The 23,835-nt window shown below is 62.0% G+C and carries 22 protein-coding genes; 5 read left to right on the top strand and 17 right to left on the bottom strand.

What is annotated here, in order from left to right; all coding sequences use genetic code 11:
• From ACP7DE_RS09200 to ACP7DE_RS09160, 9 genes are all read right to left on the bottom strand, one after another.
• Positions 1-1,026, bottom strand: a complete 1,026-nt coding sequence (locus tag ACP7DE_RS09200; RefSeq protein WP_426071818.1) for an ABC transporter substrate-binding protein — start codon at positions 1,024-1,026, stop codon at positions 1-3.
• Positions 1,027-1,059: 33 nt separating this feature from the next.
• Positions 1,060-1,944, bottom strand: coding sequence for a TauD/TfdA dioxygenase family protein (locus ACP7DE_RS09195; RefSeq protein WP_426071817.1), 885 nt, complete (start codon positions 1,942-1,944; stop codon positions 1,060-1,062).
• A gap of 151 nt (positions 1,945-2,095) precedes the next feature.
• Complete coding sequence (can, locus tag ACP7DE_RS09190) at positions 2,096-2,767, bottom strand: carbonate dehydratase (RefSeq protein WP_426071816.1); 672 nt, start codon at positions 2,765-2,767, stop codon at positions 2,096-2,098.
• Between the two features lie 133 nt (positions 2,768-2,900).
• On the bottom strand, positions 2,901-4,034 hold the full coding sequence (gene dnaJ, locus ACP7DE_RS09185) for a molecular chaperone DnaJ (protein ID WP_219115251.1): 1,134 nt from the start codon (positions 4,032-4,034) through the stop codon (positions 2,901-2,903).
• A 168-nt stretch (positions 4,035-4,202) separates the two neighbouring features.
• Positions 4,203-6,146, bottom strand: a complete 1,944-nt coding sequence (gene dnaK / locus ACP7DE_RS09180) for a molecular chaperone DnaK (RefSeq protein ID WP_099761960.1) — start codon at positions 6,144-6,146, stop codon at positions 4,203-4,205.
• A 91-nt stretch (positions 6,147-6,237) separates the two neighbouring features.
• Positions 6,238-6,759: a nucleotide exchange factor GrpE gene (gene grpE / locus ACP7DE_RS09175; protein ID WP_426071815.1), complete on the bottom strand. Its 522-nt coding sequence runs from the start codon at positions 6,757-6,759 to the stop codon at positions 6,238-6,240.
• A gap of 345 nt (positions 6,760-7,104) precedes the next feature.
• Positions 7,105-8,214, bottom strand: coding sequence for a ferrochelatase (hemH, locus tag ACP7DE_RS09170; RefSeq protein ID WP_426071814.1), 1,110 nt, complete (start codon positions 8,212-8,214; stop codon positions 7,105-7,107).
• Positions 8,215-8,321: 107 nt separating this feature from the next.
• Positions 8,322-9,989 (bottom strand): DNA repair protein RecN, encoded by a 1,668-nt coding sequence (gene recN / locus ACP7DE_RS09165; RefSeq protein WP_426071813.1) that lies wholly within the window; start codon positions 9,987-9,989, stop codon positions 8,322-8,324.
• Between the two features lie 46 nt (positions 9,990-10,035).
• Positions 10,036-11,007, bottom strand: a complete 972-nt coding sequence (locus ACP7DE_RS09160) for an NAD kinase (RefSeq protein WP_426071812.1) — start codon at positions 11,005-11,007, stop codon at positions 10,036-10,038.
• Positions 11,008-11,268: 261 nt separating this feature from the next.
• Here ACP7DE_RS09160 and ACP7DE_RS09155 point away from each other — a divergent pair, with 261 nt between their 5' ends.
• The 4 genes from ACP7DE_RS09155 (at position 11,269) to gloA (ending at position 13,969) form a co-directional block, all read left to right on the top strand.
• Entirely contained in the window at positions 11,269-11,535 is a 267-nt protein-coding gene (locus tag ACP7DE_RS09155; RefSeq protein WP_426071811.1) for a hypothetical protein, read from the top strand.
• A gap of 51 nt (positions 11,536-11,586) precedes the next feature.
• Positions 11,587-12,897, top strand: coding sequence for a PQQ-dependent sugar dehydrogenase (locus tag ACP7DE_RS09150; RefSeq protein ID WP_426071810.1), 1,311 nt, complete (start codon positions 11,587-11,589; stop codon positions 12,895-12,897).
• A gap of 118 nt (positions 12,898-13,015) precedes the next feature.
• Positions 13,016-13,438, top strand: coding sequence for an OsmC family protein (locus ACP7DE_RS09145; RefSeq protein WP_426071809.1), 423 nt, complete (start codon positions 13,016-13,018; stop codon positions 13,436-13,438).
• A 123-nt stretch (positions 13,439-13,561) separates the two neighbouring features.
• Positions 13,562-13,969: a lactoylglutathione lyase gene (gene gloA / locus ACP7DE_RS09140; RefSeq protein ID WP_152282084.1), complete on the top strand. Its 408-nt coding sequence runs from the start codon at positions 13,562-13,564 to the stop codon at positions 13,967-13,969.
• 4 nt (positions 13,970-13,973) lie between these two features.
• Here the strand turns inward: gloA and ACP7DE_RS09135 are convergent, their stop codons facing one another.
• Entirely contained in the window at positions 13,974-14,879 is a 906-nt protein-coding gene (locus ACP7DE_RS09135; protein ID WP_426071808.1) for a LysR substrate-binding domain-containing protein, read from the bottom strand.
• Between the two features lie 92 nt (positions 14,880-14,971).
• Between ACP7DE_RS09135 and ACP7DE_RS09130 the strand changes: the two genes are divergently transcribed.
• The gene (locus ACP7DE_RS09130; protein ID WP_426071807.1) at positions 14,972-15,439 is read left to right on the top strand and encodes a DMT family transporter; all 468 of its coding nucleotides are present in this window, start codon (positions 14,972-14,974) and stop codon (positions 15,437-15,439) included.
• A 70-nt stretch (positions 15,440-15,509) separates the two neighbouring features.
• Here the strand turns inward: ACP7DE_RS09130 and ACP7DE_RS09125 are convergent, their stop codons facing one another.
• The 7 genes from ACP7DE_RS09125 to ACP7DE_RS09095 all read right to left on the bottom strand — a co-directional run bounded on the left by ACP7DE_RS09125 (position 15,510) and on the right by ACP7DE_RS09095 (position 23,601).
• A complete protein-coding gene (locus tag ACP7DE_RS09125; RefSeq protein ID WP_426071806.1) occupies positions 15,510-16,850 on the bottom strand; it encodes a TolC family outer membrane protein in 1,341 nt (446 codons plus the stop codon).
• A gap of 303 nt (positions 16,851-17,153) precedes the next feature.
• Positions 17,154-17,477, bottom strand: coding sequence for a rhodanese-like domain-containing protein (locus ACP7DE_RS09120; RefSeq protein WP_426071805.1), 324 nt, complete (start codon positions 17,475-17,477; stop codon positions 17,154-17,156).
• Positions 17,478-17,490: 13 nt separating this feature from the next.
• Positions 17,491-18,141 (bottom strand): protein-L-isoaspartate O-methyltransferase family protein, encoded by a 651-nt coding sequence (locus ACP7DE_RS09115; protein WP_426071804.1) that lies wholly within the window; start codon positions 18,139-18,141, stop codon positions 17,491-17,493.
• 170 nt (positions 18,142-18,311) lie between these two features.
• Positions 18,312-18,962, bottom strand: a complete 651-nt coding sequence (locus tag ACP7DE_RS09110) for a TetR/AcrR family transcriptional regulator (protein WP_353659779.1) — start codon at positions 18,960-18,962, stop codon at positions 18,312-18,314.
• 247 nt (positions 18,963-19,209) lie between these two features.
• The gene (locus ACP7DE_RS09105) at positions 19,210-21,600 is read right to left on the bottom strand and encodes an ABC transporter permease (protein WP_426071803.1); all 2,391 of its coding nucleotides are present in this window, start codon (positions 21,598-21,600) and stop codon (positions 19,210-19,212) included.
• Complete coding sequence (locus ACP7DE_RS09100) at positions 21,597-22,277, bottom strand: ABC transporter ATP-binding protein (RefSeq protein WP_426071802.1); 681 nt, start codon at positions 22,275-22,277, stop codon at positions 21,597-21,599. Before ACP7DE_RS09100 ends, ACP7DE_RS09105 begins: the two co-directional genes overlap by 4 nt.
• A 31-nt stretch (positions 22,278-22,308) precedes the next feature.
• Positions 22,309-23,601, bottom strand: coding sequence for an efflux RND transporter periplasmic adaptor subunit (locus ACP7DE_RS09095; protein ID WP_426071801.1), 1,293 nt, complete (start codon positions 23,599-23,601; stop codon positions 22,309-22,311).
• Between the last annotated feature and the right edge of the window lie 234 nt (positions 23,602-23,835).

Below are 23,835 nucleotides of genomic sequence, written 5' to 3'. Positions count from 1 at the left end.
TCAGCCTCCTTGTGTAATGGCAGGATCGTCAAAGAAGTAATCGCGCCAGCTGTCGGGCAGGTTGCGGATGGCGCTCACGCGGTGCAAGAATTGCGCCAGGCCATAGGTGTTTTGCGGTGCAATCTTGAATTGCACTTGCGGGTTGGCAAAGATTTTCAGCAGCAAGTTGCGGTCCACCTTGCTCTTGTTGACCTTGATATAGATGTCGGCCGCACCCTGCGGGTTGCTGCTCGCATACTGCGCCGCTTCCGCCAGCGCGGCGATAAAGGCGCGGTAAGTCTTGGGATTATCCTTGCGGTATTTTTCCGTCGCATACAGCAGGGTCGACGAGCTGGGTCCACCTTGCACGTCGTAAGAGTTCAAGATGATGTGGGCGTTCGGGTTCTGCGCCAGTTCCTGCTCCTGGAACGGCGAGTTGCCGAAGTGGCCGCTCAACTCCGTGCCGCCGGCGATGATGGCGGCGGCCGCATCCGGGTGCGGCAAGGTTTGCGTGATTTTATCCAGACGGGCAAATTCCTTGTCGCCCCACTGCTTTGCCACGGCCATCTGCAAGATGCGCGCCTGCACGGAGACAGACACGGCGGGCAAGGCAATGCGGTCCTTGTCCGTCAAGTCCGCCAGGGTTTTCACCTTCGGATTGTTGCTGATCAAGTAGTAAGGGAAATTGCCCAAAGACGCCACGCCGCGCACATTCTGCCGGCCTTTCGTGCGGTCCCATATCGTCAGCAGCGGCCCCAGTCCAGCCCCCGCAATATCGATATTGCCCGACAACAAAGCGTCATTGATGGCGGGTCCGCCGGACAAGGTGATCCAGTCGACCTTCACGTCGACACCCTGCTGCTTGCCATGCTTTTCGATCAGCTTTTGTTCTTGCGCAATGTTGAGCAGCAAGAAGGTGATGCCGTGCTGGCCGGCGATGCGGATCTGGCCTTCGGCCCGGGCCATGGGCATTGCCATGCCTGTCAAACACAGCATGGCGATAGTGGCGAAAAGGCGGCGGCGGGCAAAGGTAAAGATCGGCAACATGGACACTCCTTGGGTCAGATCAACAGACAAAAATCAGTACGGCACATCGCCTTCGATGGTGGTGCGATACAGTTTGCGGCGCTGCTCAGGCGGGCAAGCCGTCGCCAAGTGCATCAGCGAGCGGTTGTCCCAGAACACCAGGTCATGCGGCTGCCAACGGTGCACATACAGGTGCTCGGGGCGCACGCTGTGGGCAAACAGTTCGTCGAGCAGGGCGCGGCTTTCATCCTCGGGCAGGCCGACGATGCGCGTGGTGAAATGTTCGCTGACAAACAGGGCGCGCCGTCCCGTTTCCGGATGCACGCGCACCACGGGATGGGTGACCGGTTTGACTTCATCGATCTGCGCCTGCGTCAGGGCGGGGCGCCATGGGTTGCGGCGGCGCAACTCCTCATACTGGTTCAGATAGCTGTGTTCGGCGCGGGCGCCGCGCACGGCGTGGCGCAACGCGGCCGGCAAGCTTTCCCAGGCCAGGTGCATATTCGCAAACACGGTATCGCCGCCCTCTTCCGGCAACTCTTGCGCGTGCAGCATGGAGCCGAGGCTGGGCACTTGCTTGTACGACAAATCGGAATGCCAGAAATGGCCCGCGTCGCCCAGGCCAATGGGCTGGCCATCGTCGACGATGTTCGAGATGATCAGCACTTCCGGTTGCGTGGGTAGCTGGAACTGGCGCAGCACGTGGATTTGCAGGGGACCGAAGCGGCGGCTGAAATCGACTTGTTGCTGCGGCGTGATGCGCTGGTTGCGGAACACCAGCACGTGATGGTCGAGGTGGGCATGGTGCAGGCGCTGGAAGTCGCCCAGCAACAGCGGCTGCGCCAGGTCCAGCCCCAGCACTTGCGCGCCGAGCGGCGCATCGAACGTCTCGATACGGAAATGGCTGGTGGATTGCAAGGGTTTCAGGACGGCCGACATGGGAATTCGCCAAGAGTCTGGGGAAGTCCACTGTATGCCGGCCGGCGTTCCTTGCAAACGAAGCATTTACTATATGGATATGCGCGGCGCGTTGCGCCACGCTGCGACAGGCATCGGCGTGGCCAGGGATCTGGCGCGGCGCCGGCGCTGCTTACGCCGTTGCTTCGTAGCGAGCCAGGCGGGCCGCCATGCGCGGCGCCAGCTCGTGGCCAGCCGTGACCGTCACTTCCAGGTCGTTCAGCAAACCATCCTTCAAGCCATAGACCCAGCCATGGACGCTGAGTTCCTGGCCCCGTTCCCACGCATCTTGCACGATGGTGGTCTGGCACACGTTCAAGACCTGCTCGACCACATTCAGTTCGCACAGGCGGTCGCCGCGCTGGCGGCTGGTCAGCACGTCGCCCAGGTAGCGTTCATGCTTCTGGCCCACGTCCTGCACGTGGCGCAGCCAGTTATCGACCAGGCCGATGCGCGTGCCCGTCATGGCCGCATGCACGCCCTTGCAGCCGTAATGGCCGACGATGATGACATGTTTGACTTTCAGCACGTCCACGGCAAATTGCAGGACGGACAGGCAATTGAGGTCGGAGTGCACGACCACATTGGCAATGTTACGGTGGACAAACACGTCGCCAGGCGCCATGCCCAGCAGTTCGTTGGCGGGCACGCGGCTGTCGGAACAGCCGATCCACAGGTATTCGGGCGACGTTTGCGCTTCCAGGTTTTTGAAGAAGTTCGGGTCTTTCGCCACCATCGAGTCGGCCCAGCGGCGGTTGCGCTGCAGCAGTTCCGCCAGGGCCTGGCCATTTTTCGGTTCGGTCATATCGCTCCCATTATGTGAGTACGACTGAGGGCGGCAGATCGCGCCCGTAGGCCGGCGATGTGCGCATTTTCTCAGTCGTAGTGAAAAAAACGCCGGGATGTTTAAGCATCCCGGCGCATGGTGTTACGTGTGCTTACTCAAAAAAGTCCTTGACCTTGTCTTTCCAGGTCTTGCTTTGCGGACTGTGCTTGGCACCGCCCTCGGTGGTCGACTTTTCAAAGTCGCGCAGCAGGTCTTTTTGTTTTTCCGTCAGCTTCACCGGTGTTTCGATGGCCACGTGGCAGAACAGGTCGCCCGCGTAACCGGAGCGCACGCCCTTGATGCCCTTGCCTTTCAGGCGGAAGGTCTTACCCGACTGGGTACCTTCAGGAATCGTGAACGACACTTTGCCGTTCAGGGTAGGCACTTCGATTTCGCCGCCCAAGGCCGCCTTGGTAAACGAGATCGGCATTTCGCAATGCAGGTCGTCGCCTTCGCGCTGGAACACGGCGTGCGGCTTGATGTGGATTTCCACATACAGGTCGCCCGCCGGGCCGCCATTCGTGCCCGGTTCGCCGTTGCCGGACGAGCGGATACGCATGCCGTTGTCGATACCGACTGGAATTTTCACTTCCAGCGTCTTGTTGCGCTTGATGCGACCGGCGCCGCCGCACGGCGTGCAGGGGTCGGTGATGACCTTGCCGCTGCCATGGCATTTCGGACAGGTTTGCTGGATGCTGAAGAAACCTTGCTGCATGCGCACCTGCCCGTGACCACCGCAAGTACCGCAGGTGGTCGGCGAAGTACCCGGCTTGGCGCCGCTACCGTGGCACGTGTCGCACTTGTCCCAGCTCGGCACGCGGATGGTCGTGTCGAAGCCGTGCGCAGCTTGCTCCAGTGTAATTTCCAGGTTGTAGCGCAAGTCGGCGCCACGGTACACCTGTGGTCCGGCATTGCGGCTGCGTCCACCGCCACCGCCAAAGATGTCGCCGAAGATATCGCCGAAGCTGTCGGCAAAGCCGCCAGCACCGCCGCCGAAGCCGCCACCGCCGCCCATATTCGGGTCCACGCCAGCGTGACCATAGCGGTCATACGCATCGCGCTTTTCCGGATTGGTCAGCATCTCGTAAGCTTCTTTGACTTCCTTAAACTTTTCTTCCGATTCCTTACTATCCGGATTGCGGTCCGGATGGTATTTCATCGCCAGTTTACGGTAAGACTTTTTGATCTCTTCTTCCGAAGCATTTTTTGCGACACCGAGTGTCTCGTAAAAATCACGCTTTGCCATGTTGTCGGCACCTTGCAGTCTATCTACTGATGTAAAAATTACACGAAAAAGCCGAGTCGAGTGCTGCACTGGGCAACGACTCGGCTCGGCCGGTCTTCGCGGCTAATCCCGCGATGTAGCGTTCAGCCCGGCTGCCCCCAGTTCATGGGAGCGCAAGACATTACTTCATTACTTGCTGTCTTTGACTTCTTTGAAGTCAGCGTCAACAACGTCATCTTGTTTGGCGCCTGCGTCCGATGCGCCAGCGGCTTGCTGTGCACCTTCCGCGCCGCCGGCAGCTTGCTGCGCTTGCATGTCGGCATACATTTTTTCGCCCAGCTTCTGCGATGCGCTCGACAGTGCAGCCACCTTGGCGTCGATCTCAGCCTTGTCGCCCGCCTTGATGCTTGCTTCCAGGTCGGTGATAGCCGCTTCGATCTTCTCTTTCTCGCCCGCATCCAGCTTGTCGCCGTATTCGGTCAAGGATTTCCGGGTCGAGTGTACCAGAGCATCGGCCTGGTTGCGCGACTCGGCCAATTCTTTGACCTTCTTGTCTTCTTCCGCGTTCAACTCGGCGTCTTTCACCATCTTCTGGATTTCAGCCTCGGTCAAGCCGGAATTGGCCTTGATCGTGATCTTGTTTTCCTTGCCGGTGGCCTTGTCTTTCGCGCCGACGTGCAAGATGCCGTTGGCGTCGATGTCGAAGGTCACTTCGATCTGCGGCGTGCCGCGCGACGATGGTGGAATGCCTTCCAAATTGAATTCACCCAGGCCTTTATTGCCGGCAGCGATTTCGCGCTCACCCTGGAAGACCTTGATGGTCACCGCAGGCTGGTTGTCGTCCGCCGTCGAGAACACTTGGCTGAACTTGGTCGGAATCGTCGTGTTTTTGTGGATCATCTTGGTCATCACGCCGCCCAGGGTTTCGATACCCAGGGACAAAGGCGTGACGTCCAGCAACAGCAAGTCCTTGCGTTCGCCCGACAGGACCGAACCTTGAATCGCTGCGCCCACTGCCACGGCTTCGTCCGGATTCACGTCTTTGCGTGGATCTTTGCCGAAGAATTCCTTCACTTTTTCCTGCACCTTCGGCATACGGGTCATGCCGCCGACCAGGATGATGTCGTCGATGTCGGACACTTTTACACCGGCATCCTTGATGGCGATGCGGCAAGGTTCCATCGTCGCGATGATCAGTTCTTCCACCAGCGATTCCAGCTTGGCGCGGGTCATCTTCAGGTTCAGGTGGACCGGCGCGCCATTCGCCATGGCGATGTACGGCTCGTTGATCTCGGTTTGTTGCGACGACGACAGTTCGATCTTCGCACGCTCGGCCGAGGCCTTGATACGCTGCAGAGCGATCGGATCTTTTTTCAGATCGATGCCGTTGATCTTCTTGAACTCGTCGATGATGTAATCGATGATGCGCTGGTCGAAGTCTTCGCCGCCCAGGAAGGTGTCGCCATTGGTCGACAGCACTTCAAATTGTTTCTCGCCATCAACATCTGCGATTTCGATGATCGACACGTCGAACGTACCGCCACCCAAATCATACACGGCGATTTTACGGTCGCCTTTTTCGGTCTTGTCGAGGCCGAACGCCAGCGCTGCCGCGGTTGGCTCGTTGATGATGCGCTTGACGTCCAGGCCAGCGATACGGCCGGCATCCTTGGTGGCTTGACGCTGCGAGTCGTTGAAGTATGCAGGCACGGTGATAACGGCTTCGGTAACTTCTTCACCGAGGTAGTCTTCTGCCGTTTTCTTCATCTTGCGCAGCACTTCAGCGGAAATTTGTGGCGGCGCCAGTTTTTTGTCGCGTACGCCGATCCATGCATCGCCGTTGTCGGCTTTCATGATTTGGTACGGCATCAGCGAGATGTCTTTTTGTACTTCTTTTTCGTCGAACTTGCGACCGATCAAACGCTTGACTGCGTACAGCGTGTTTTTCGGATTCGTCACGGCCTGGCGTTTCGCTGGCGCGCCGACGAGAATTTCGCCATCTTCTTGATAAGCAATAATCGACGGCGTCGTGCGTGCGCCTTCAGCGTTTTCGATTACCTTTGGTTGACCGTTTTCCATGATGGAAACGCAGGAATTCGTGGTTCCCAGATCGATACCGATAATTCTACCCATGATTTATTTCCTTTTATTTGCTAGATTTCAGATGGTTCTTATATGTGGCAAAGCGGCATGGTTTCAAGGCTTGCTTGATGCCGCCCTCTGATTATTTTGCTTGCGCGGTCGTTACAATGGCTGGGCGCAGCAAGCGGTCCGCAATCATATAGCCCTTTTGCAGGACAGACACGATGGTATTGGCTTCCTGCTCCGCTGGCACCACGGCAACGGCCTGGTGTTTCATCGGATCGAGCTTTTCACCCTGCACCGGTAATACTTCCACCAGGCGGTTGCGCTCGAACGCGGCGTTCAGTTGCTTCAGGGTCAGCTCGACGCCTTCTTTCAGCGATTCGATGGTCGGTGCTTCCACCGTCAGCGCCGTTTCCAGGCTGTCTTTTACCGGCACCATGGCTTCGGCAAAGCTTTCCACTGCGAATTTATGCGCTTTAGCAACATCTTCCTGCGCACGGCGGCGAATATTTTCACCATCGGCCTTGGCGCGCATGAAGGCATCGTGCATCTCTGCAAGACGCGCTTCGGTACTCGCCAGCTGCTCTTCCAAAGTAGGTTCTGCGGGAGCCGCGGCGTCCGCTTGCGGATTTGGTATAGCTTGGTTTTCCTGATCTTGCATCTAGAAAGCTCCTACAATCAATGACTTAAATGAGTTGGTCTAATTATCTTTACAACACTGTCGGGCAGATGGGGCTATATCCTATTGTTTCAAGGGGTATTCATGCTAAAACCAGCGATTACATCGTTGCATGTTACAGCTTATTACAAAGCACTTCCCATTTCGGGCAGCGATCCGTGCGCGCCCCCTTGATGTTGCAGGCTTCCCACGGCAAAGCGGGCATTCTACCAGCCCCGCCGCCGCCATCGCCATTGGCAGCGCTACTATCTGGATAGTGCCTTGCTCACACCAGACATGACAAAGCCGCGCAAGCGCGGCTTTTTATTGCGCAAATGGCAATACCCGTTAATTCGCAGCGCCCAGCGCCAGGGCCGCAGCGCGCGCATGCTCGCCCGCTTTCTTGTCGGCCTCGCGCTGCGGCGCCGTCTTCATCGTCGGCCAGCCAATCATGTGCTGTTCGGCAATTTCCGCCATGCCCGCGATCCAGGCTGGCGTTTCGTTCAGGCAAGCAATGTAATGGAAATGCTGGCCGCCGGCCGTTTCGAAATCATGCTTGGCTTCCATGGCGATCTCTTCCAGCGTTTCCAGGCAATCGCTGGTAAAGCCCGGGCACAGCAGGTCGACGCGCTTAACGCCCTGTTGCGCCAAGGCCACCAGGGTAGGTGCCGTGTACGGCTGCAGCCATTCGGCCTTGCCAAAGCGCGACTGGAAGGTCACCACATATTGCTCTTTACTTAACTTTAACTTTTCCGCTAGCAATCGCGCCGTTTTCAGGCATTGGCAGTGGTACGGATCGCCCAGCAGCAAGGTGCGCTTGGGCACACCATGAAAACTCATCACCAGTTTTTCTGGACGGCCATGCGCTTCCCAGTGATTCAACACGGAATCGCGTAAGGCGTCAATATACGTGTCGTGCTCGTGATACTGCTTAATAAAACGCAATTCCGGCACATTGCGCACTGTGGTGTAATGAGCGAACACGGCGTCATAGATGGAGCCCGTCGTCGTGCCCGAGTATTGCGGATAGGCTGGCAGGATGGCGATGCGCTCGCAGCCTTCGCTTTTCAGCCTGGCCAGCACGTCGGGCAAGGAAGGCGAACCGTAGCGCATGGCCATGGCCACCGTCACGCCGTCATGGCCACGCTCGGCCAGGGCGCCGGCCAGCAATTTGGCCTGCTTTTGCGTATGCACTTTCAAGGGCGAACCCTCGCGCGTCCAGATCGACGCGTATTTTTTGGCCGACTGGCCAGAGCGAAATGGCAAAATAATCAGGTTCAGGATGAACCACCAGACGACGCGGGGAATCTCCACCACGCGGGGATCGGACAAAAATTGCTTCAGGTAACGCCGCACGGCCGACGAGGTCGGCGCATCGGGCGTGCCCAGGTTGACCAGCACCACGGCGCTGCGGTCGATGCTGCCATGCGTGTACGGCGGTTCTGTTTGAAATGACATGAAGGCTCTTCTAAGGCGTTGGATGGAGTGGCCAACCATTATAGTTACATTGCGTCAACATCGGGGAGTACTGCTTGGCGAAGGCAGCACGCCCGTCAGGTCCCAGGTCAAATCGCCAGCAATTCGCGCGCGTGCTTGCGCGTGGTGGCCGTGATTTCCAGGCCGCCCAGCATGCGCGCCACTTCTTCCACACGGGCCTTGGCATCGAGCATGTCGATGCGCGAAGCCGTCTTGCCATTGTCCAGGGTGCTTTTTGCCACCTGAAAATGCTGGTTCGCCTGGCTGGCCACTTGCGGCAAATGGGTCACGCACAATACTTGCCGTCCCTGCCCCAGGCGTTTCAGCAGGCGCCCCACCACTTCGGCGACGGCGCCGCCAATGCCGCTGTCGACCTCGTCGAAGATCAGGGTCGGCGTGGTGGTAGCGTGCGAGGTGATGACGGAAATCGCCAGCGCGATGCGCGCCAGTTCGCCGCCGGACGCCACTTTGGCCAGCGAGCGGGGCGCCGTGCCCGCATGGCCGGCGACGAGAAATTCCACTTGCTCAAGCCCGTGGGCGGCCGGTACGCACGGGTGCAGGGCGATTTCGAAGCTGCCGCCCGTCATGCTCAGTTCCTGCATGGCGCGCGTGACGGCGTGCCCCAGTTCCACTGCCGCCGCCTGGCGCGTGGCCGACAGGCGGCCCGCGACGACGCGGTATTCCGCTTCGATCTTCGCTTCCTGGCGCAGCAAGCCTTCGATGTCAGAAGCGTCGGCCAAGTGTTGCAGCTTTTCCGACAGCTTGGCGTGTTCCTCCGGTAGCTCTTCGGGCGTGACGCGGAATTTACGGGCCGTACTGTGCATGGCTTCCATGCGCGCGTCGAGCTGGTGCAGCCGCTCAGGGTCCAGTTCCACGCGGTCCAGATAGTTGTTCAGCGCGTACACGGATTCCTGCAGCTGGATGCGCGACGATTCGATCAGGTCAACGATCGGCTGCAATTCCGCGTCCACGGACACCAGCTTGCCCAGCTTCTGGTTCAAGGCCGACAGTTGCGACACGATGGGGTGGTCTTCCGACTCGGAAATGAGGGACAGGGCTTCCTGCGCCCCTTCCAGCAGGCTGGCCGCGTGCGACAGGCGGCTGTGTTCGTTCGTGATGTCCGTCCACTCGCCGGGCTTGGCCGCCAATTTTTCCAGTTCGCCCACTTGCCATTCCAGGCGTTCGCGCTCGTACAGCACGTTGGCGGCATTCGTTTCAAATTCTTCGCGCTGGCGCACGAGGGCGCGCCAGCGCTTGTGCAGCGCCGCCACCTGCCGCGCATCCTGCTCCACGCCCGCTTCGCGCGCCGTTGCCTGGCCATCGAGCAGGGCGCGCTGCGCCTCGCTTTTCAGCAGCGACTGGTGCGCGTGCTGGCCGTGGATATCGACCAGCATATCGCCCAGTTCACGCAACTGCGCGGCCGTGGCGGGGATGCCGTTGATATACGCCTTCGAGCGGCCGGCATTGTCGATCACGCGGCGCAACAGGGCGCCGCCATCGTCGTTGGCGAACTCATGTGCCACCAGCCAGGCCTGCGCCACCTCGCTGACGGAAAAATCGGCCGTGATGTCGGCCTTGGCCGCGCCTTCGCGCACCACGCTGGCGTCGCCGCGTCCGCCCAGCGCCAGGGTCAGCGCATCGATGAGGATGGACTTGCCGGCGCCCGTCTCCCCCGTCAGCACGCTGAAGCCGGCGGAAAATTCCAGTTCAATAGTATCGACGATGACAAAATCGCGAATGGACAGTGTATGGAGCATGGCTTCTGTGGTTAGGCGGCGCACCGCGGGTTGACGTGGAAAACTGTTAGCTGAGCTTGCCCTCGCCCGACGGGTACTCATTCCAGTGCAATTTTTCACGCAGGGTGTTGTAGTAACTCCACCCTTCCGGATGCAGGAAGGTAATCGTGTGCGGCGAACGGCGGATGAGGATGCGGTCTTGCTGCACCAGGCTGGCAAAGGTCTGCATGTCGAAATTGACGCTGATATCGCGCCCGCGCACGATTTCCACGACGATCTGGCTGGAGTCGGGCAGGACGATGGGGCGGTTCGACAGCGCATGCGGGGCGATCGGCACGAGCACGATGCCGCCCAGGGTAGGGTGCAGCAAGGGGCCGCCGGCCGACAGCGAGTACGCGGTCGAGCCCGTGGGTGTGGAAATGATCAAGCCATCCGAACGCTGGTTGTACATGAAGTGTCCATCGACTTCGACGCGCAATTCAGCCATGCCGGCGCCGCCGCCGCGTGAGACGACGACATCGTTGACGGCCATGCCCACGTGAATCGATACGCCGTCGCGCAGCACACTGCCTTCGAGCAAGGTCCGGCGTTCGGCCTTGAAGCGGCCACCGAGAATTTGCGCCAGCACGGGCAGCATGCGCTCGATTGGGATATCCGTCATGAAACCCAAGCGCCCTTGATTGATACCGATCAAGGGGACGTCGAATGGCGCCAGCTGGCGCGCAATGCCCAGCATGGTGCCGTCGCCGCCCATGACGATGGCGCAATCGGCGGCAGCACCGATCTCGGCCGGCGACATGGCGCGCACGCCGGGAAACGCCAGATTCAGGTGCGCTGCCGTCTCCGCCTCAAAGACTACCGTATGGCCCAGCACTTGCAGGAAATCGACGATGCTTTTCACGGGCTCGGCAATGCCATCCGTATTCTGGCGCACAACCAGGGCGATGGTCTTGGCGCCCAGGTTGAAGCGCTCGCCCGGGGCTGGCAAGGTAGCGGCTGGCTGTTCGGCGCGCTGTTCGGCGTGTGTATCGACGGGCATAAGAGTCTCGGAAATGAATTCAGTGGCAAGCCGCCCCAGGCTGTCGCGTCGCACGCCGCCATCGCATGATACTGTATATATGCACAGTATAGTGCGGCGGACGTGTGCCTGCAAGGGGCGTTCTTGGTGTTGCACGCAGTGTAGCGCAGAAAAAGAATCGTCCATGCGTGCGCCAGCGCTCTCAGCATGCACATATCCGCTTGCAGGCGGCCTGGCGCGGCAGGACACTGAGCTCATTCATCTTTACTGTCAGGAGGCCATATGGTTACCCCACCAAGTGAACGCAAGATCAATACCGATGAAAAGGTTAAAAATGACGGTGTCGACCGTCTGCCGCACGAGCGCGATGAGTCGCCCGACGCGCAAGACGTGCGCCCGCGCAAAATCATGCAACAGGCGGCCAGCGACCTGGAACGCGGCCTGGTCGATACCGACCGGCGCGCCCAGCCCGGCGTGGAAAAGGTCAAGCCGGCCGCGCCGCAGCAGGCCCGCCCCGACGCGCAGCTGGAACCAAAGAAGACGCGCTGAATCGAACTTTCACGCACTGCTACTCGCACTGGTAGCGTTATGGAGTACGCCATGCACCGTTACGTCTGTTCATTCCTGCTGGCCGCTGCCTGCGGCACGACTGTGGCCCACGCCCAGGCGCCCGCCATGCCCGTGGGCTTTGGCCCGCAACCCGCCCTGCCAGCACCGGACAAGCAATTCATTCCCACCGTCAAGGTGGCGCCCGTGCAGCGCTGGACGGCCGCGCAGCGCCCCGTGGTCGCGGCGGGCCTGGCCATCCATGCGTATGCGCGCGACCTTGACCATCCGCGCTGGCTGTACGTGCTGCCGAATGGCGACGTGCTCGTCGCGGAAACGAATGCGCCGCCGAAACCGGACGACAGCAAGGGCATCAAGGGCGCCATCATGCAAATGCAGATGAAGAAGGCAGGCGCCGCCACGCCCAGCGCCAACCGGATTACCCTGCTGCGCGGCATCGATGCACATGGCGTGGCGCACACGCGCAGCGTATTCCTGCAAGGATTGAACTCGCCGTTCGGCATGGCCCTGGTCGGCAACGAGCTGTACATCGCCAATGCCGATGCGCTGATGCGCTTTCCTTACGTCGCCGGGCAAACGGCCATCACGGCGCCGGGCGTCAAGGTGATGGATTTGCCGGGCGGGCCCATCAACCACCACTGGACCAAGAACGTCGTCGCCAGCACCGATTGCAAATTTCTCTATGTTTCCGTCGGTTCGAACAGCAATGTGGGCGAAAACGGCATGGCGGCCGAAGACGGCCGTGCCGCCATCTGGCAAGTCACGCGGGCGACGGGCAAGGCACGCGTGTACGCCACGGGCTTGCGCAATCCAAACGGCATGGCCTGGCAACCCAAAACGGGCGCCCTGTGGACTACCGTCAATGAGCGCGACGAGCTGGGCAACGACCTGGTGCCGGACTACATGACCTCCGTCAAGGACGGCGCCTTCTATGGCTGGCCCTACAGTTATTTCGGCCAGCACGTCGATGCGCGGGTCAAGCCGCCGCGCCCCGAACTGGTGGCCACCGCCATCGCGCCCGATTACGCGCTTGGCGCGCACACGGCCTCGCTGGGACTGGCGTTTTATGACAGCACCTTGCTGCCCGCCCGCTACCGGGGCGGCGCCTTCATCGGCCAGCACGGCTCGTGGAACCGCAAACCTTTCAGCGGCTATAAAGTCATCCATGTGCCCTTCGCCAATGGCGTGCCCAGCGGCCCGCCACACGATGTCGTCAGCGGCTTCCTGGACGAGAACGGCAAGGCGCAAGGGCGCCCCGTCGGTGTGGCTGTCGACAAGGCGGGCGCGCTGCTGGTGGCGGACGACGTGGGCAATGTCATCTGGCGCGTGACGCCGGCGCAGTGAGAGCCGATGCCGCGCGCCGCCCATGCGCCCCTGCATGCGCCCTCTGTGTGACGCAACGAACGGAAGGGCAAGGGCGGGGCGCGCATGATGGACGCTCGAACCACGCAAGGAGTACATCATGAAAAAAACAGGATCAGCCGTCTGGAGTGGCGGCCTTAAAGATGGCAAAGGGTATATTTCTACCCAAAGCGGCGCGCTCGACAATGTGGCATATGGCTTCAACACGCGCTTTGAAGACGGTCCCGGCAGCAACCCGGAAGAACTGATCGGCGCCGCCCATGCCGCCTGCTTCACCATGGCCCTGTCCGGCCAGCTGGGCGAAGCGGGCTTGCGCGCCACGGCCCTGAAAACCACGGCCGATGTCAGCTTGGAAAAAATCGATGGTAGCTATGCCATCACGGCCGTACACCTGACTCTGGTGGCGACCATTCCCGGCGCCACCGACGAAGCGTTCCAGGATGCGGCCCTGCGCGCCAAGCTGGGCTGCCCCGTGTCGAAGTTGCTAGCCACGGAAATCACCTTGGACGCCCATCTGGAGTAAATCCAGGGCACTGACGTCACCGTCCGCTGCTGTCCTGCACCAGGGCGGCTGGGGCGGTCTCGGCAAGAAAGCCATAAACCGCATAAAATCCTGCCATTCCCCTATCATCATCAAGGATTTACGATGCGTATTTTGCACACCATGTTACGGGTCGGCGACCTGCAGCGTTCCATCGATTTTTACACCAAGGTCCTGGGCATGAAGTTGCTGCGCACCAGCGACAATCCCGAATACCAGTACACGCTGGCCTTCGTCGGCTACGGCGCGAATCCCGACCACGCGGAACTGGAACTGACGTATAACTATGGCACCACCAGCTACGAGCTGGGCACGGCCTATGGTCATATCGCCATCTCGGCCGATGACATCGTTGCCGCTTGCGATGCGGCGCGCGCAAATGGCGGCAACGTCACGCGCGAACCGGGCCCCGTCAAGGGCGGCAACACGGTCATCGCCTTCATTACCGATCCGGATGGTTACAAGATCGAATTGATCGAACGCAAGTTCGACGGCCAGGGCGGCGGCTTGTAATACCTCAGCCTGGCCCCGCGGCCGTTGCAATCGCGGCGCGCAGCCAGGCTATCCCCGCATCGCCGTCCGTGCGACGGTGCCGTATCACTTCAAACGCAAACGGCGCGATGGCAAACGGCGCAGAATGCTGTGCCAGCCCCTGCGCCGCGTTGCCGCGCAAGGCGCGCCGCGCCACCATCAGGATCAAATCCGTCCCCATCACGACATCCGCTGCGACCGTCCAGTACGGTACGCGCACGGCGATGCGGCGCGCCTGGCCCAGCTGGGCCAGGGCCGCGTCGACTTCGGCCGCCATGCCGCTTTCGCTGGACGCCACCAACACGTGGGGGCGCGCCAGATAGGTCGTCAGGCTCAGCGTTTCATCCGGCGCCAGGCTGGCCGGGTCGAGCGCGCACACGAAGGTTTCCTCAAATAAGGTTTCCCTATGTAACTGCTCGGGCAGTTGCGGGAACACGCCCAGCGCCAGGTCGATCTCGCCATCCAGCACGCCGGCCACCACGGCCGGACGACTGGCATAGCTGATGGCCAGGTCGATGCCGGGCGCTTCCACGCGCAAACGGCGCAGCAAGATGGGCAAGATCAACGCTGCGCCATAGTCGGACATGGCCAGGCGAAACACGCGTTGTGTCGTGGCCGCCTCGAAGACGGCGCCGCCCAGCACGGAGCGCACGCTTTGCAGGGCTTCGGCCAGCGGCCGCGCCAGCGCCAAAGCGCGCGCCGTGGGCTGGAAGCCGCCCTTGCCGCGCAGCAGCAGCGGGTCGTCGAGCAGATGGCGCAAGCGTGACAGCGCATGGCTGACGGCAGGCTGGCTCATGTGCAAGCGCTGCGCTGCACGCGACAGATGGCGTTCGCTGAGCAGCGCTTCCAGGATCACCAGCAAGTTCAAATCGACGGCGCGCAGATTATTCATTTGGTGCATAGTTGAATGGCAAATTACGAATTGGATTTAATCATGACAGCATAATACGATGACTCCATCAATTCACAGTGATGGAGTCACACATGCAAGGATGGATTACCGTATTTGCCCCGCTGGCCATGCTGGCCGGCGCCGTCGTCCCCTTCCAGGCGGGCGCGAATGCCGCGCTGGGCCGCAACTTGGGCCACCCTCTGTGGGCCACCATCGCCTCGCTGGCCGTCAGCGCCGTGCTCGCTTCGCTGGTGATGCTGATCTGGCGCGTGCCGGCACCCGATTTCCACCTCGCCGTGCGCGGGCCGGGCTGGTCCTGGCTGGGCGGCGCGGCCGGCGTGTTGTATATTACAGCCGCACTGATGCTGGCGCCGCGCATGGGTTCCGGCCCCTTCATGGCGGCCGTCATCGGCGGCCAAATGCTGGCCGCGCTGGCCATCGACCGCTACGGCTTGCTGGGCTTTGCCGTCAAGCATATTTCTCCGTTGCACTGGGCCGGCGCGGGCCTGGTGGTGGCCGGTGTCGTGCTCACACAGATCGCCAACAGCCGCACCGTGTGAAAACACCTCAAGACGAAAAAAAACCAGCGCCGTTGCCGGTGCTGGTTTTCATTTCAGGACAAACCCGCGCTTACTTGTCGAGCAAGGCGTTGACGGGCATCAAATCCGTTTCCTTCAGGGTGCCGGCCGCGGCCTTCAGGCGCAAGCCGTTCATGATGGTGTCGTAGCGCGCTTTCGACAGGTCTTTTTGCGTCGAGAACAATTGTTTCTGCGCATTCAAGACGTCGATATTGATGCGCACGCCCACCTGGTAGCCGAGCTGGTTCGACTCCAGCGCCGATTTGCTCGACACTTCCGCCGCTTCCAGCGCCTTGACTTGCGCCAGGCCGCTGTTGACGCCGAGGAAAGCCTGGCGCGCGCCTTGCGACGCGGTGCGGCGTGCCGTTTCCAGATCGTTGCGGGCCTTGTTTTCCAGCGCAATCGATTCGCGCACCTTGCTGGTGACGGCAAAGCCGCTGAAGATCGGGATGCTCCACTGCACGCCGATGGCATTGTTGTTATTGCCGTTGCCATTGCCGCCACCGGAGGTGTAGCTATGACCCGTGTTGGCAATCAGGTCCAGGGTCGGGTAGTGGCCGGCGCGGTTGCGGCCGATGTCGCGCTTGGCTGACTCCACGTTGAACTGGGCCGTGACGACGCCGTAGTTCTGCTCTTCCGCCGAGCTCACCCACGGTTCGATGGCGGCCGGTTCCGGCGCGCTGATGACCACGCCCGTGCGCATCGGCGCCAGATTCGTTGGCGCTTCACCGATGATGGTTTGCAAGGCACTGCGTTTGTTGGCCAGGTCATTGATGGCGGCAAATTCCTGCGCCACCACCAGGTCGTAGGCCGCTTGCGCTTCGTGCGTGTCGGTAATCGTTTGCGTGCCGACTTCGAAATTGCGCTTGGCCGATGCCAGTTGCTCCGTCGTGGCGACTTTTTGCGCCTGCGTGGCGCCCAGGTTGTCCTGCGCGCTCAGCACGTCGAAATACGCCTGCGCCACGCGCGTGATCAAGTCTTGCTGGACTTGCGCAAATTGCGCTTCGGCGATCGCTTGCGCCAGCTTGCTTTGCTGATAGGTTTCCCAACGGTCCCAACGAAACAGCGGTTGCGCCAGGGTCAGGTTGTAGCTATTCGTACGCACGTTCACGGACGGCGAGGTGATCTTGTTGCCCCCATTGTTCTGGACAATCTGCTCGGTATTGCCGCGCGTATTGCTGCCCGACGCAGAGATCTGCGGCAGCAAGCCTGCCAGCCCCTGCGGAACCCGCTCCATCCCGGCCGACAGGGCCGCGCGCGCGCTGGCGTACTGCGCGTCATTGGCCAGCGCCTGCTGGTACACCTGGATGAGATCGGCCGCCTGCGCTTGCAGCGAGCATGTCATCGAGACAAAGGCGCTGGTCATCAGCACGGCGATAAGGGGTTTCCGCATTGCATTTCTCCGTTGGAGTCGTCAAAAGTTGATGGAATCAAAAATCTGCTACCGCTTGCCTTGCGCCCGCCGGGTGAGCGGGGTACAGGCCTCCGCAGGCATGCAGGAAAACATGCCTGGGTGCATCTACTGCAAAAATAACTTAGAGCCTATCCCAGTAGGGAGCGTCTTCTGCTGGCAGTTCATCAGGTGCGCGGACAAGGCGTGAGGAGGACGCGTGGCGAGCCACGCAACGACGATCAACGCAGTCCCCGCTTCTGAGGGGCGCCAGCAGGGGATGTATTCATCTACTGGGATAGACTCTTAGTATTTAGGCATCGCGCTGTCGACTTGCAGCGCCCAGGCATGCACGCCGCCCGTCAAATTACTGATCTTGCCAAAGCCATTGCGCTCCAGGAAGGCCGCCACTTGCATGCTGCGCATGCCGTGATGGCAGATGCAGACGATCTCGGCATCTTCATCGAGGTCATCGATGCGCGCAGGAATCGAGTTCATCTGCATCAGGGTGGCACCGTCGAGGTGGCACAGGTCGAACTCCCACTGTTCCCGCACGTCCAGCAACAAGGGACGCGCGCGGGATGGATCAGCCAGCCAGGCGGCCAGCTGCGGTGCGCTCAAATGCTCCATCGAATCGGTCGCCTCAGAACTGGAAATGCGACGGTGCCACGGCTTGCAGCGGCGTAACATTGGTTTCAAACAGCTTGCGCGTGTCGTAAGCTTTGTCCGAGCTGCGCGTGATCAGGTGCGCCGACATGATCGGCGCTTCGCCGATGATGGCCAGGATGCGGCCGCCGACTTTAATTTGTTGCAACAATGTTTCCGGCAGCACAGCCAGGGCGCCGGAGACGACGATCACGTCGTACGGTGCGCCCTTGCTCCAACCCTGGGCGCCGTCGCCCAGTTCCACGGTCACGTTCGTCACGCCATTGGCGACCAGGTTCTGCTCGGCCAGGGTTTTCAATTGGGGAACGATTTCCACGCTCGTCACATGACGCGCCTTGTGCGCCAGCAAAGCGGCCATGTAACCGCTGCCGGTGCCGATCTCCAGCACATTTTCATGCTTTTTAACGGCTACGTCTTGCAAAATGCGCGCTTCCAGCTTCGGCGTGAGCATGCATTCACCGCCGCCCAATGGAATTTCGGTATCGACGAAGGCCAGGTTTTTATAGGCAGCCGGCACGAAATCTTCACGCTTGACCACGTTCAACAGCTCCAGTACGTCGATATCCAGTACGTCCCATGGACGGATCTGCTGTTCGATCATATTGAAGCGGGCTTGTTCGATATTCATCTTTGGACTCGGTAAGTGAAGTAATAATCCGCCATTTTATCGTTGAACTGGCTGAAAGCACATGTTAACCATAAAGGCGGGAAATGGAGGAAATTTGCGACGATCTGCAGATTTGGGGGGGCGAACCTTGGAAAAGGGGCAACTGAACGGTATTAGCCAGGCCGGGCGCATCAGCTTTTACCGGGCGCCTCCACCTGCAGGCTGCGCAAGCTCATGTCGATAAACGCATCCATGTAGGCGAGCGGATCGATATTCTTGACCTCGCAAGGCAGGAAGGAATGCGTCCACATCATCAGCATGGTGACGGGCGCGCTGAGGATGGTGCTGACCAGCACCGGATCGACCTGGCGAAATTCGCCGCGTTGCATGCCCCGTTCCAGCAGGCTGACGATCAGCCCATTGCCGCGCGTGACGACTTCTTCGTTGTAAAACTGCGCCAGTTCCGGGAAATTGTTCGCTTCGGCCAGCATCAGCTTGGTCAAGCCGGCCAGTTTGGTGGCGCCGAACTCTTCCCACCACTGCATCATCACCTTGCGCAACAACTCGGCGCTGCTGCTGTCCGAGGCGGCCATGCTGTCTTCCGCCTCGCCGATCGACTGCACGATATTGTCGCGCACCACGGCCTTGAACAGCTCTTGTTTATTCTCAAAGTACAGGTACAAGGTGCCTTTCGACACGCCGGCCCGCTTGGCCACATCCTCCAGGCGCGTCGATGCGAACCCCCGTTCGACAAACAGGTCGAGGGCGGCGGCGAGCAACTCCTGCGGGCGGGCATCCTTGCGCCGCTCCCAGCGGGGCTTGGTATCAATCGGGGCTTGCATGTGTCTTTCCAAGTAACTTACTTTTGAGTCATTAATAGTAGACCTGTCTACCGCCAAGGTCAAGCGCAGGCCGACAAGCCCATCCTGTTCCCAGGCGAAGAGCGCAGAAGTACACTGGCACGTATACATATAAGTATCAGCATCTCGCGTGCTGGCTGACGTGCACGCTCGCCATTGTAACGCGTCGCAATTGCAGGGCGCCCATCGGCCGGGAGTGCCCGAGGCCGACGCCTGCCGCAAGCCCGCCTCAATCGCGCAAGGCTTGCGCCGGCGCCATGCGCATGGCCGACCAGGTGTGCCGCACGGTGGCCAGCAAGGCCACCAGCATGGCCAGCAACAATGCCGCAGCCAGAGGCCAGGCGCCCACCGGCGCGCGTTCGACAAAGCCGGCCAGGTAGCGCGCGATACCCAGGGCCGCCAGCGGCAGTCCCAATACGGCGCCGGCGGCGAGCAGCAGCATGAACTCGCGCCCCACCAGACGGGCAATGGCGGCGCGGCCTGCGCCATGCAACTTGCGCAGCACAATTTCGCGGCTGCGCCGCTGCACGCTATAGGCCGACAGCACGTAAATGCCGAAGGCGGCAAGCAGCATGGCGATCAGGCTGGCCAGGCCGAGCATGCGCGCCAGGCGCAGGTCTTCGGCATACATCGCCGTCAACAGGCTTTGCGCCGTGCGCAGTGCCAGCATGCGCTCCGGAAAATAGCGCCGCCACAGCGGCTCGATGCGCGCATGCGCCGCTGCCACATCATCATTGCTGCGCAAGGACAGCGCGCCGCCATGGCGCAGATCGAACAGCATCGGCTGGGCCGCCTGGCGCATGTCCTGGAAACGGATCGGCGGCGCAATGCCGATAATCACCTGCCCGTCCGGCATCGCCTGCCCCACGGCGGCCTGCGGCGTGGGATAGCCCAGCGCCAGCGCCGCCGCCGCATTCAGCACCACCACCTGGCTGCCGATCCGGTCCTGCGCCGCATCGAACAATCGCCCGTGCAAGGGCACGATGCGGTACAGCGCAAACCAGCCCGGCGTCATGGGTTTGTATTCCAGGCGCACGTCGCGCCCGTCGCGCGTCCTGACACTGCCGACGACCTTACTGCTATCACGCCCTACCGCTTCCAGGATGCCCGCCACGCCGGCGATGCCGGGCAGGCGCGCCAGCGCCTCTTCGAAGGCGCGCGCCTGCGGGCTCTCTTCGCTCCCGGGCGGCAAGTCCAGCACCAGCAAGCCGTCCGGCGCGAAGCCGGGCGAGGCGTGGCTGCCATACCAGGATTGCCAGCCGACCGCCAGGGTCGCGGCGCACAGCGCCATGGCGGCGCCGAACTGCAATACCGTCAGCACGCGGCGCAACCACAGGCCAGCCGCTGTTTCACTGTTGCCGCGGCCCGCCAGCGCGGGACCGGGCCGCACACGCAGCGCACACCAGGCGGGATAGGCGCCCGCACACAAGCCCGTGAACACGCCAAACAGCAAGGCGCCGACGCAGCGCCAGGCGGTGAACATATCGTCCAGCGGCCGCTGTACCAGCTCGGCAAAGAGCGGCAGCGCCAGCCAGGCCAGCAGCAAGCCGGCGGCGGCGGCCAGCAACGCCGTCAGCACCGACTCGGCCAGGAACTGCTGCATCAGGCGCGCCGCACCCGCACCAAGCAGCTTGCGCACGCCAATTTCGCGCTGGCGGCGCAAGGTGCGCACGGTGGCCAGATTCACATAATTGATGACGGCCAGGGCAAGTATCAGCAGCGCCAGCACGGCCAGTCCCACCATGCTGGCGCGCTGCCCATGGCGCGCCGCCGCGCGGCTGTTGTACAGGTCCGCATCGAAGTAAGCCTGCGCCAGCGGCAGCAGCGCGATGTCGGTGACGTTGCGCCCGTTAAGCGCGCGTCCCATGGATGCCCCGCGCACCTGCCGGTCTTGCGGCGAGTCGTTGACAGCCTGCTGCAGCAGCGCCGCCAGCGCGTCGGGTGCCACGCCGGGGCGCATCTGCAGGTAGATGGCGCCGCGCCCCCTGCCGGCAAAGGCGGCCTCGCGCTGCGCCGCCGGCCAGGCAGTGCTGAGCGTGCCCACCAACACTTCATACGGCACGCTGGTGTTGCGTTGATGGTCAGGCAGAATGGCGCGCACCTTCAGCGTGACGCCGCCGATCTGCAGCAACTGGCCCATCGCGGGCGCGTCGGCAAACAGCTTGCGCGCCGCCGTCTGCGTCAGCGCCACCGCATCGGGCTGCGCCAGCGCCGAACGCAGATCGCCCTGCAGCGCCGTCACGCCAAACAGGCTGGCGAAATCCACATCGACCGCTTGCACGTTCAGCGCATACGGACGCTCACCGCGCTGCACGGGCACATCAAGTTCCTTGACGATGCTCGCCATGGTAACGGCGCCGCTGCGCTGCGCCACGTCGCGCAGCGACAGGTAGGCAAAGTTCTGCCACTCGGGGCGGATGAACAGATTGATGCGCTGCTTGACCAGCAGCACGCGCTCGCGCTGCGGCACCTGGCTATCGTAGCCCAGGCTGTAGCCGACAAAGCCCAATAGCAGGAAGCAGGCTGCGAAACCCACCGCCAGACCCAGGATGACGGCGACCGAGGCGCCCCGCTGCTGCGCCAGCAGGCGCCAGCCGATGCGAAAATCAGCCGCCTTCATGCGGCCTGCAAGGCGTCGACCATGACGCGGCCGTCCAGCAAATGCAGGGTGCGCGACGCCTGCGCCGCGTGGTCGGGCGAATGGGTCACCATCACCACCGTCGTGCCCTCGGCATTGATGCTGCGCAGCAGGCGCATGACTTCATTGCCGTGCGCCGTATCGAGGTTGCCCGTCGGTTCATCGGCCAGCAAGACGGCCGGCCCGGCCACCAGTGCGCGCGCGATCGCCACGCGCTGCTGCTGACCGCCGGACAGTTGCGACGGCCGGTGTCCGGCGCGGTGGGCCACGCCCAGCTTGTCGAGCATGGCGGCCACGCGCTGGCGCCGTTCGCGCGCCGGCGTGCCGTTGTACTCGAGTGCCAGCTCCACGTTCTCGAACACGCTCAGCTCCTCGATCAGGTTGAAGCTCTGGAAGATGAAGCCGATGCGCCCGCGGCGCAGCGCATTGAGCTTCGCTTCGCGCCACCCCGCCACATTCTGGCCTTCGAACCAGTATTCGCCATGGCTGGGAATATCGAGCAAACCCAGCAGACCCAGCAGGGTCGATTTGCCGCAGCCCGACGGGCCGGTGATGGCGACATATTCGCCCGCCTCGATCTCGAGGTCGATGCGATCCAGGGCCTTGGTCTGGATATCGCCTGACTGATGCATCTTGCTGACGCCGACTAGTTTGAGCATGGGTGGTACCTTTATTGAGGATGAGGGGAATTTACCGGCTAATGTGCAATCTGGGGGAATTTCCATAGGCCGCGTAGGCCGACAGGATCACGCGCTCGCCTGCCTGCAACCCTTGCAGCACTTCGAGCTGGCTGTTGTTGCGCCGGCCGATACGCACGGCGCGCCGCTGCGCCTGCCCGCCTGACACATCGAGCACGAAGACCCAGGCGCCGCCGCTGTCGTTGATGAAGGCGCCGTTCGGCAGCAGCAGCGCGGCGGCCGGCTCGCCCAGGGTGATCTGCGCATCGAGGCTTTGTCCCGGGTTGAGCACGGGCGGCTGGCCGTGCAGGAACACCAGTTCCACCGTGAAGCGGCCCTCCTTGATCTGCGGATAAATCGTCTGCACGCTCAGCGCGTAGCTTTGCCCAGCCTGGACGATGCTGGCGTGCCGTCCCGCCGCCATGCGGTTCAGGTAAAACTCGTCCACCTTGGCCGACAGCTTGTAGCGCACAGGGTCGTCGATGCGGCCCACATTCTTGCCCGTCGCAATCGACTCGCCCACCTGCAGGCGGAAGTCCGTCAGCCGGCCGGCGGACGGCGCGCGCACGGCCAGGGCGTCGACCGTGGCGCCGACCAGCAGCAGGCCCGAACTGAGGCCCGCGATGGATGCGCCAAGCTGGCCGGCCGCATCGCGGCGTACGAGCGATTCCGCCTGCGCCGCCTGCTGCTCCTGCACCAGTGCGCGCTGCTGCTGCAGCAGTCTGTCGGCCGATTCCTCCAGCGCCACGCTGGAAATGAAGCCCTGCGCCGCCAGCCTGACATTGCGCGCATGCTGCTTGCCGCCCTGCTGCAGCGCGAACGCCAGGTCATCGAGGCGGCGTTGATGTTCGCTGGCGCTGGCCTGCTGCGCCACACGCAAGTTGGACAAGTTGAAAATCTGCTGCGCATGTTCGGCCTTGCGGGCCAGCAGTTCCAGGTTGCGCTGCGGATTGGAGATGCGGAACAGCAGCTGGCCCTTCTTGACCAGCGCGCCATCGCTGACAAGCACCTCTTCGATGCGGCCCGACTCGACCGAATCGAGGAGTACGGAATGGAGCGGCTCGGCGCTGGCGCGCACCACCACTTCATCGAGGAAAATACCGCGCGCCACGACGCCGATGCGCAATTCGGCGGCAGGCACCTGCAAGCCGCGTGGCATGGCCCACCACCCCGCCGCGGCAAGCGCGACCAGCAGCATGCCCGCCAGACCGGCAACGACAAGTTTGCGCCGGCCACGCGGCACGCGCGTATCCATGGCCGCGCCGCTGGACGGCAAATGGGGCATGGCAGATTGAGGAGCAGGCATAGTTATTTTCACGTCTTTCGCACAAGTATTCGCCATCTATCAGCAAGCAGCGTGCCAGCAACAGACGCCACGCGGACATGCGGCACGCAGCCGTTCGCCAAGCCTGGCGACGCGACGCGGTGTCCCGCAGTGTCCACGCAGTGTCCATTTCCGGACAGCGGCTGTTCGCAAGCGCACAGCACCGGCAAACTGGCATGCCCGCGGCGACCGCCACGACGCCAGCACGGCTGCTAG

Origin of the sequence: Janthinobacterium sp. DSP2-3-3, from assembly GCF_049897325.1 — a bacterium.
In the GTDB taxonomy this organism is placed as follows: Bacteria; Pseudomonadota; Gammaproteobacteria; order Burkholderiales; family Burkholderiaceae_D; genus Janthinobacterium.
This window is presented reverse-complemented; position numbering and strand designations above follow the sequence as displayed.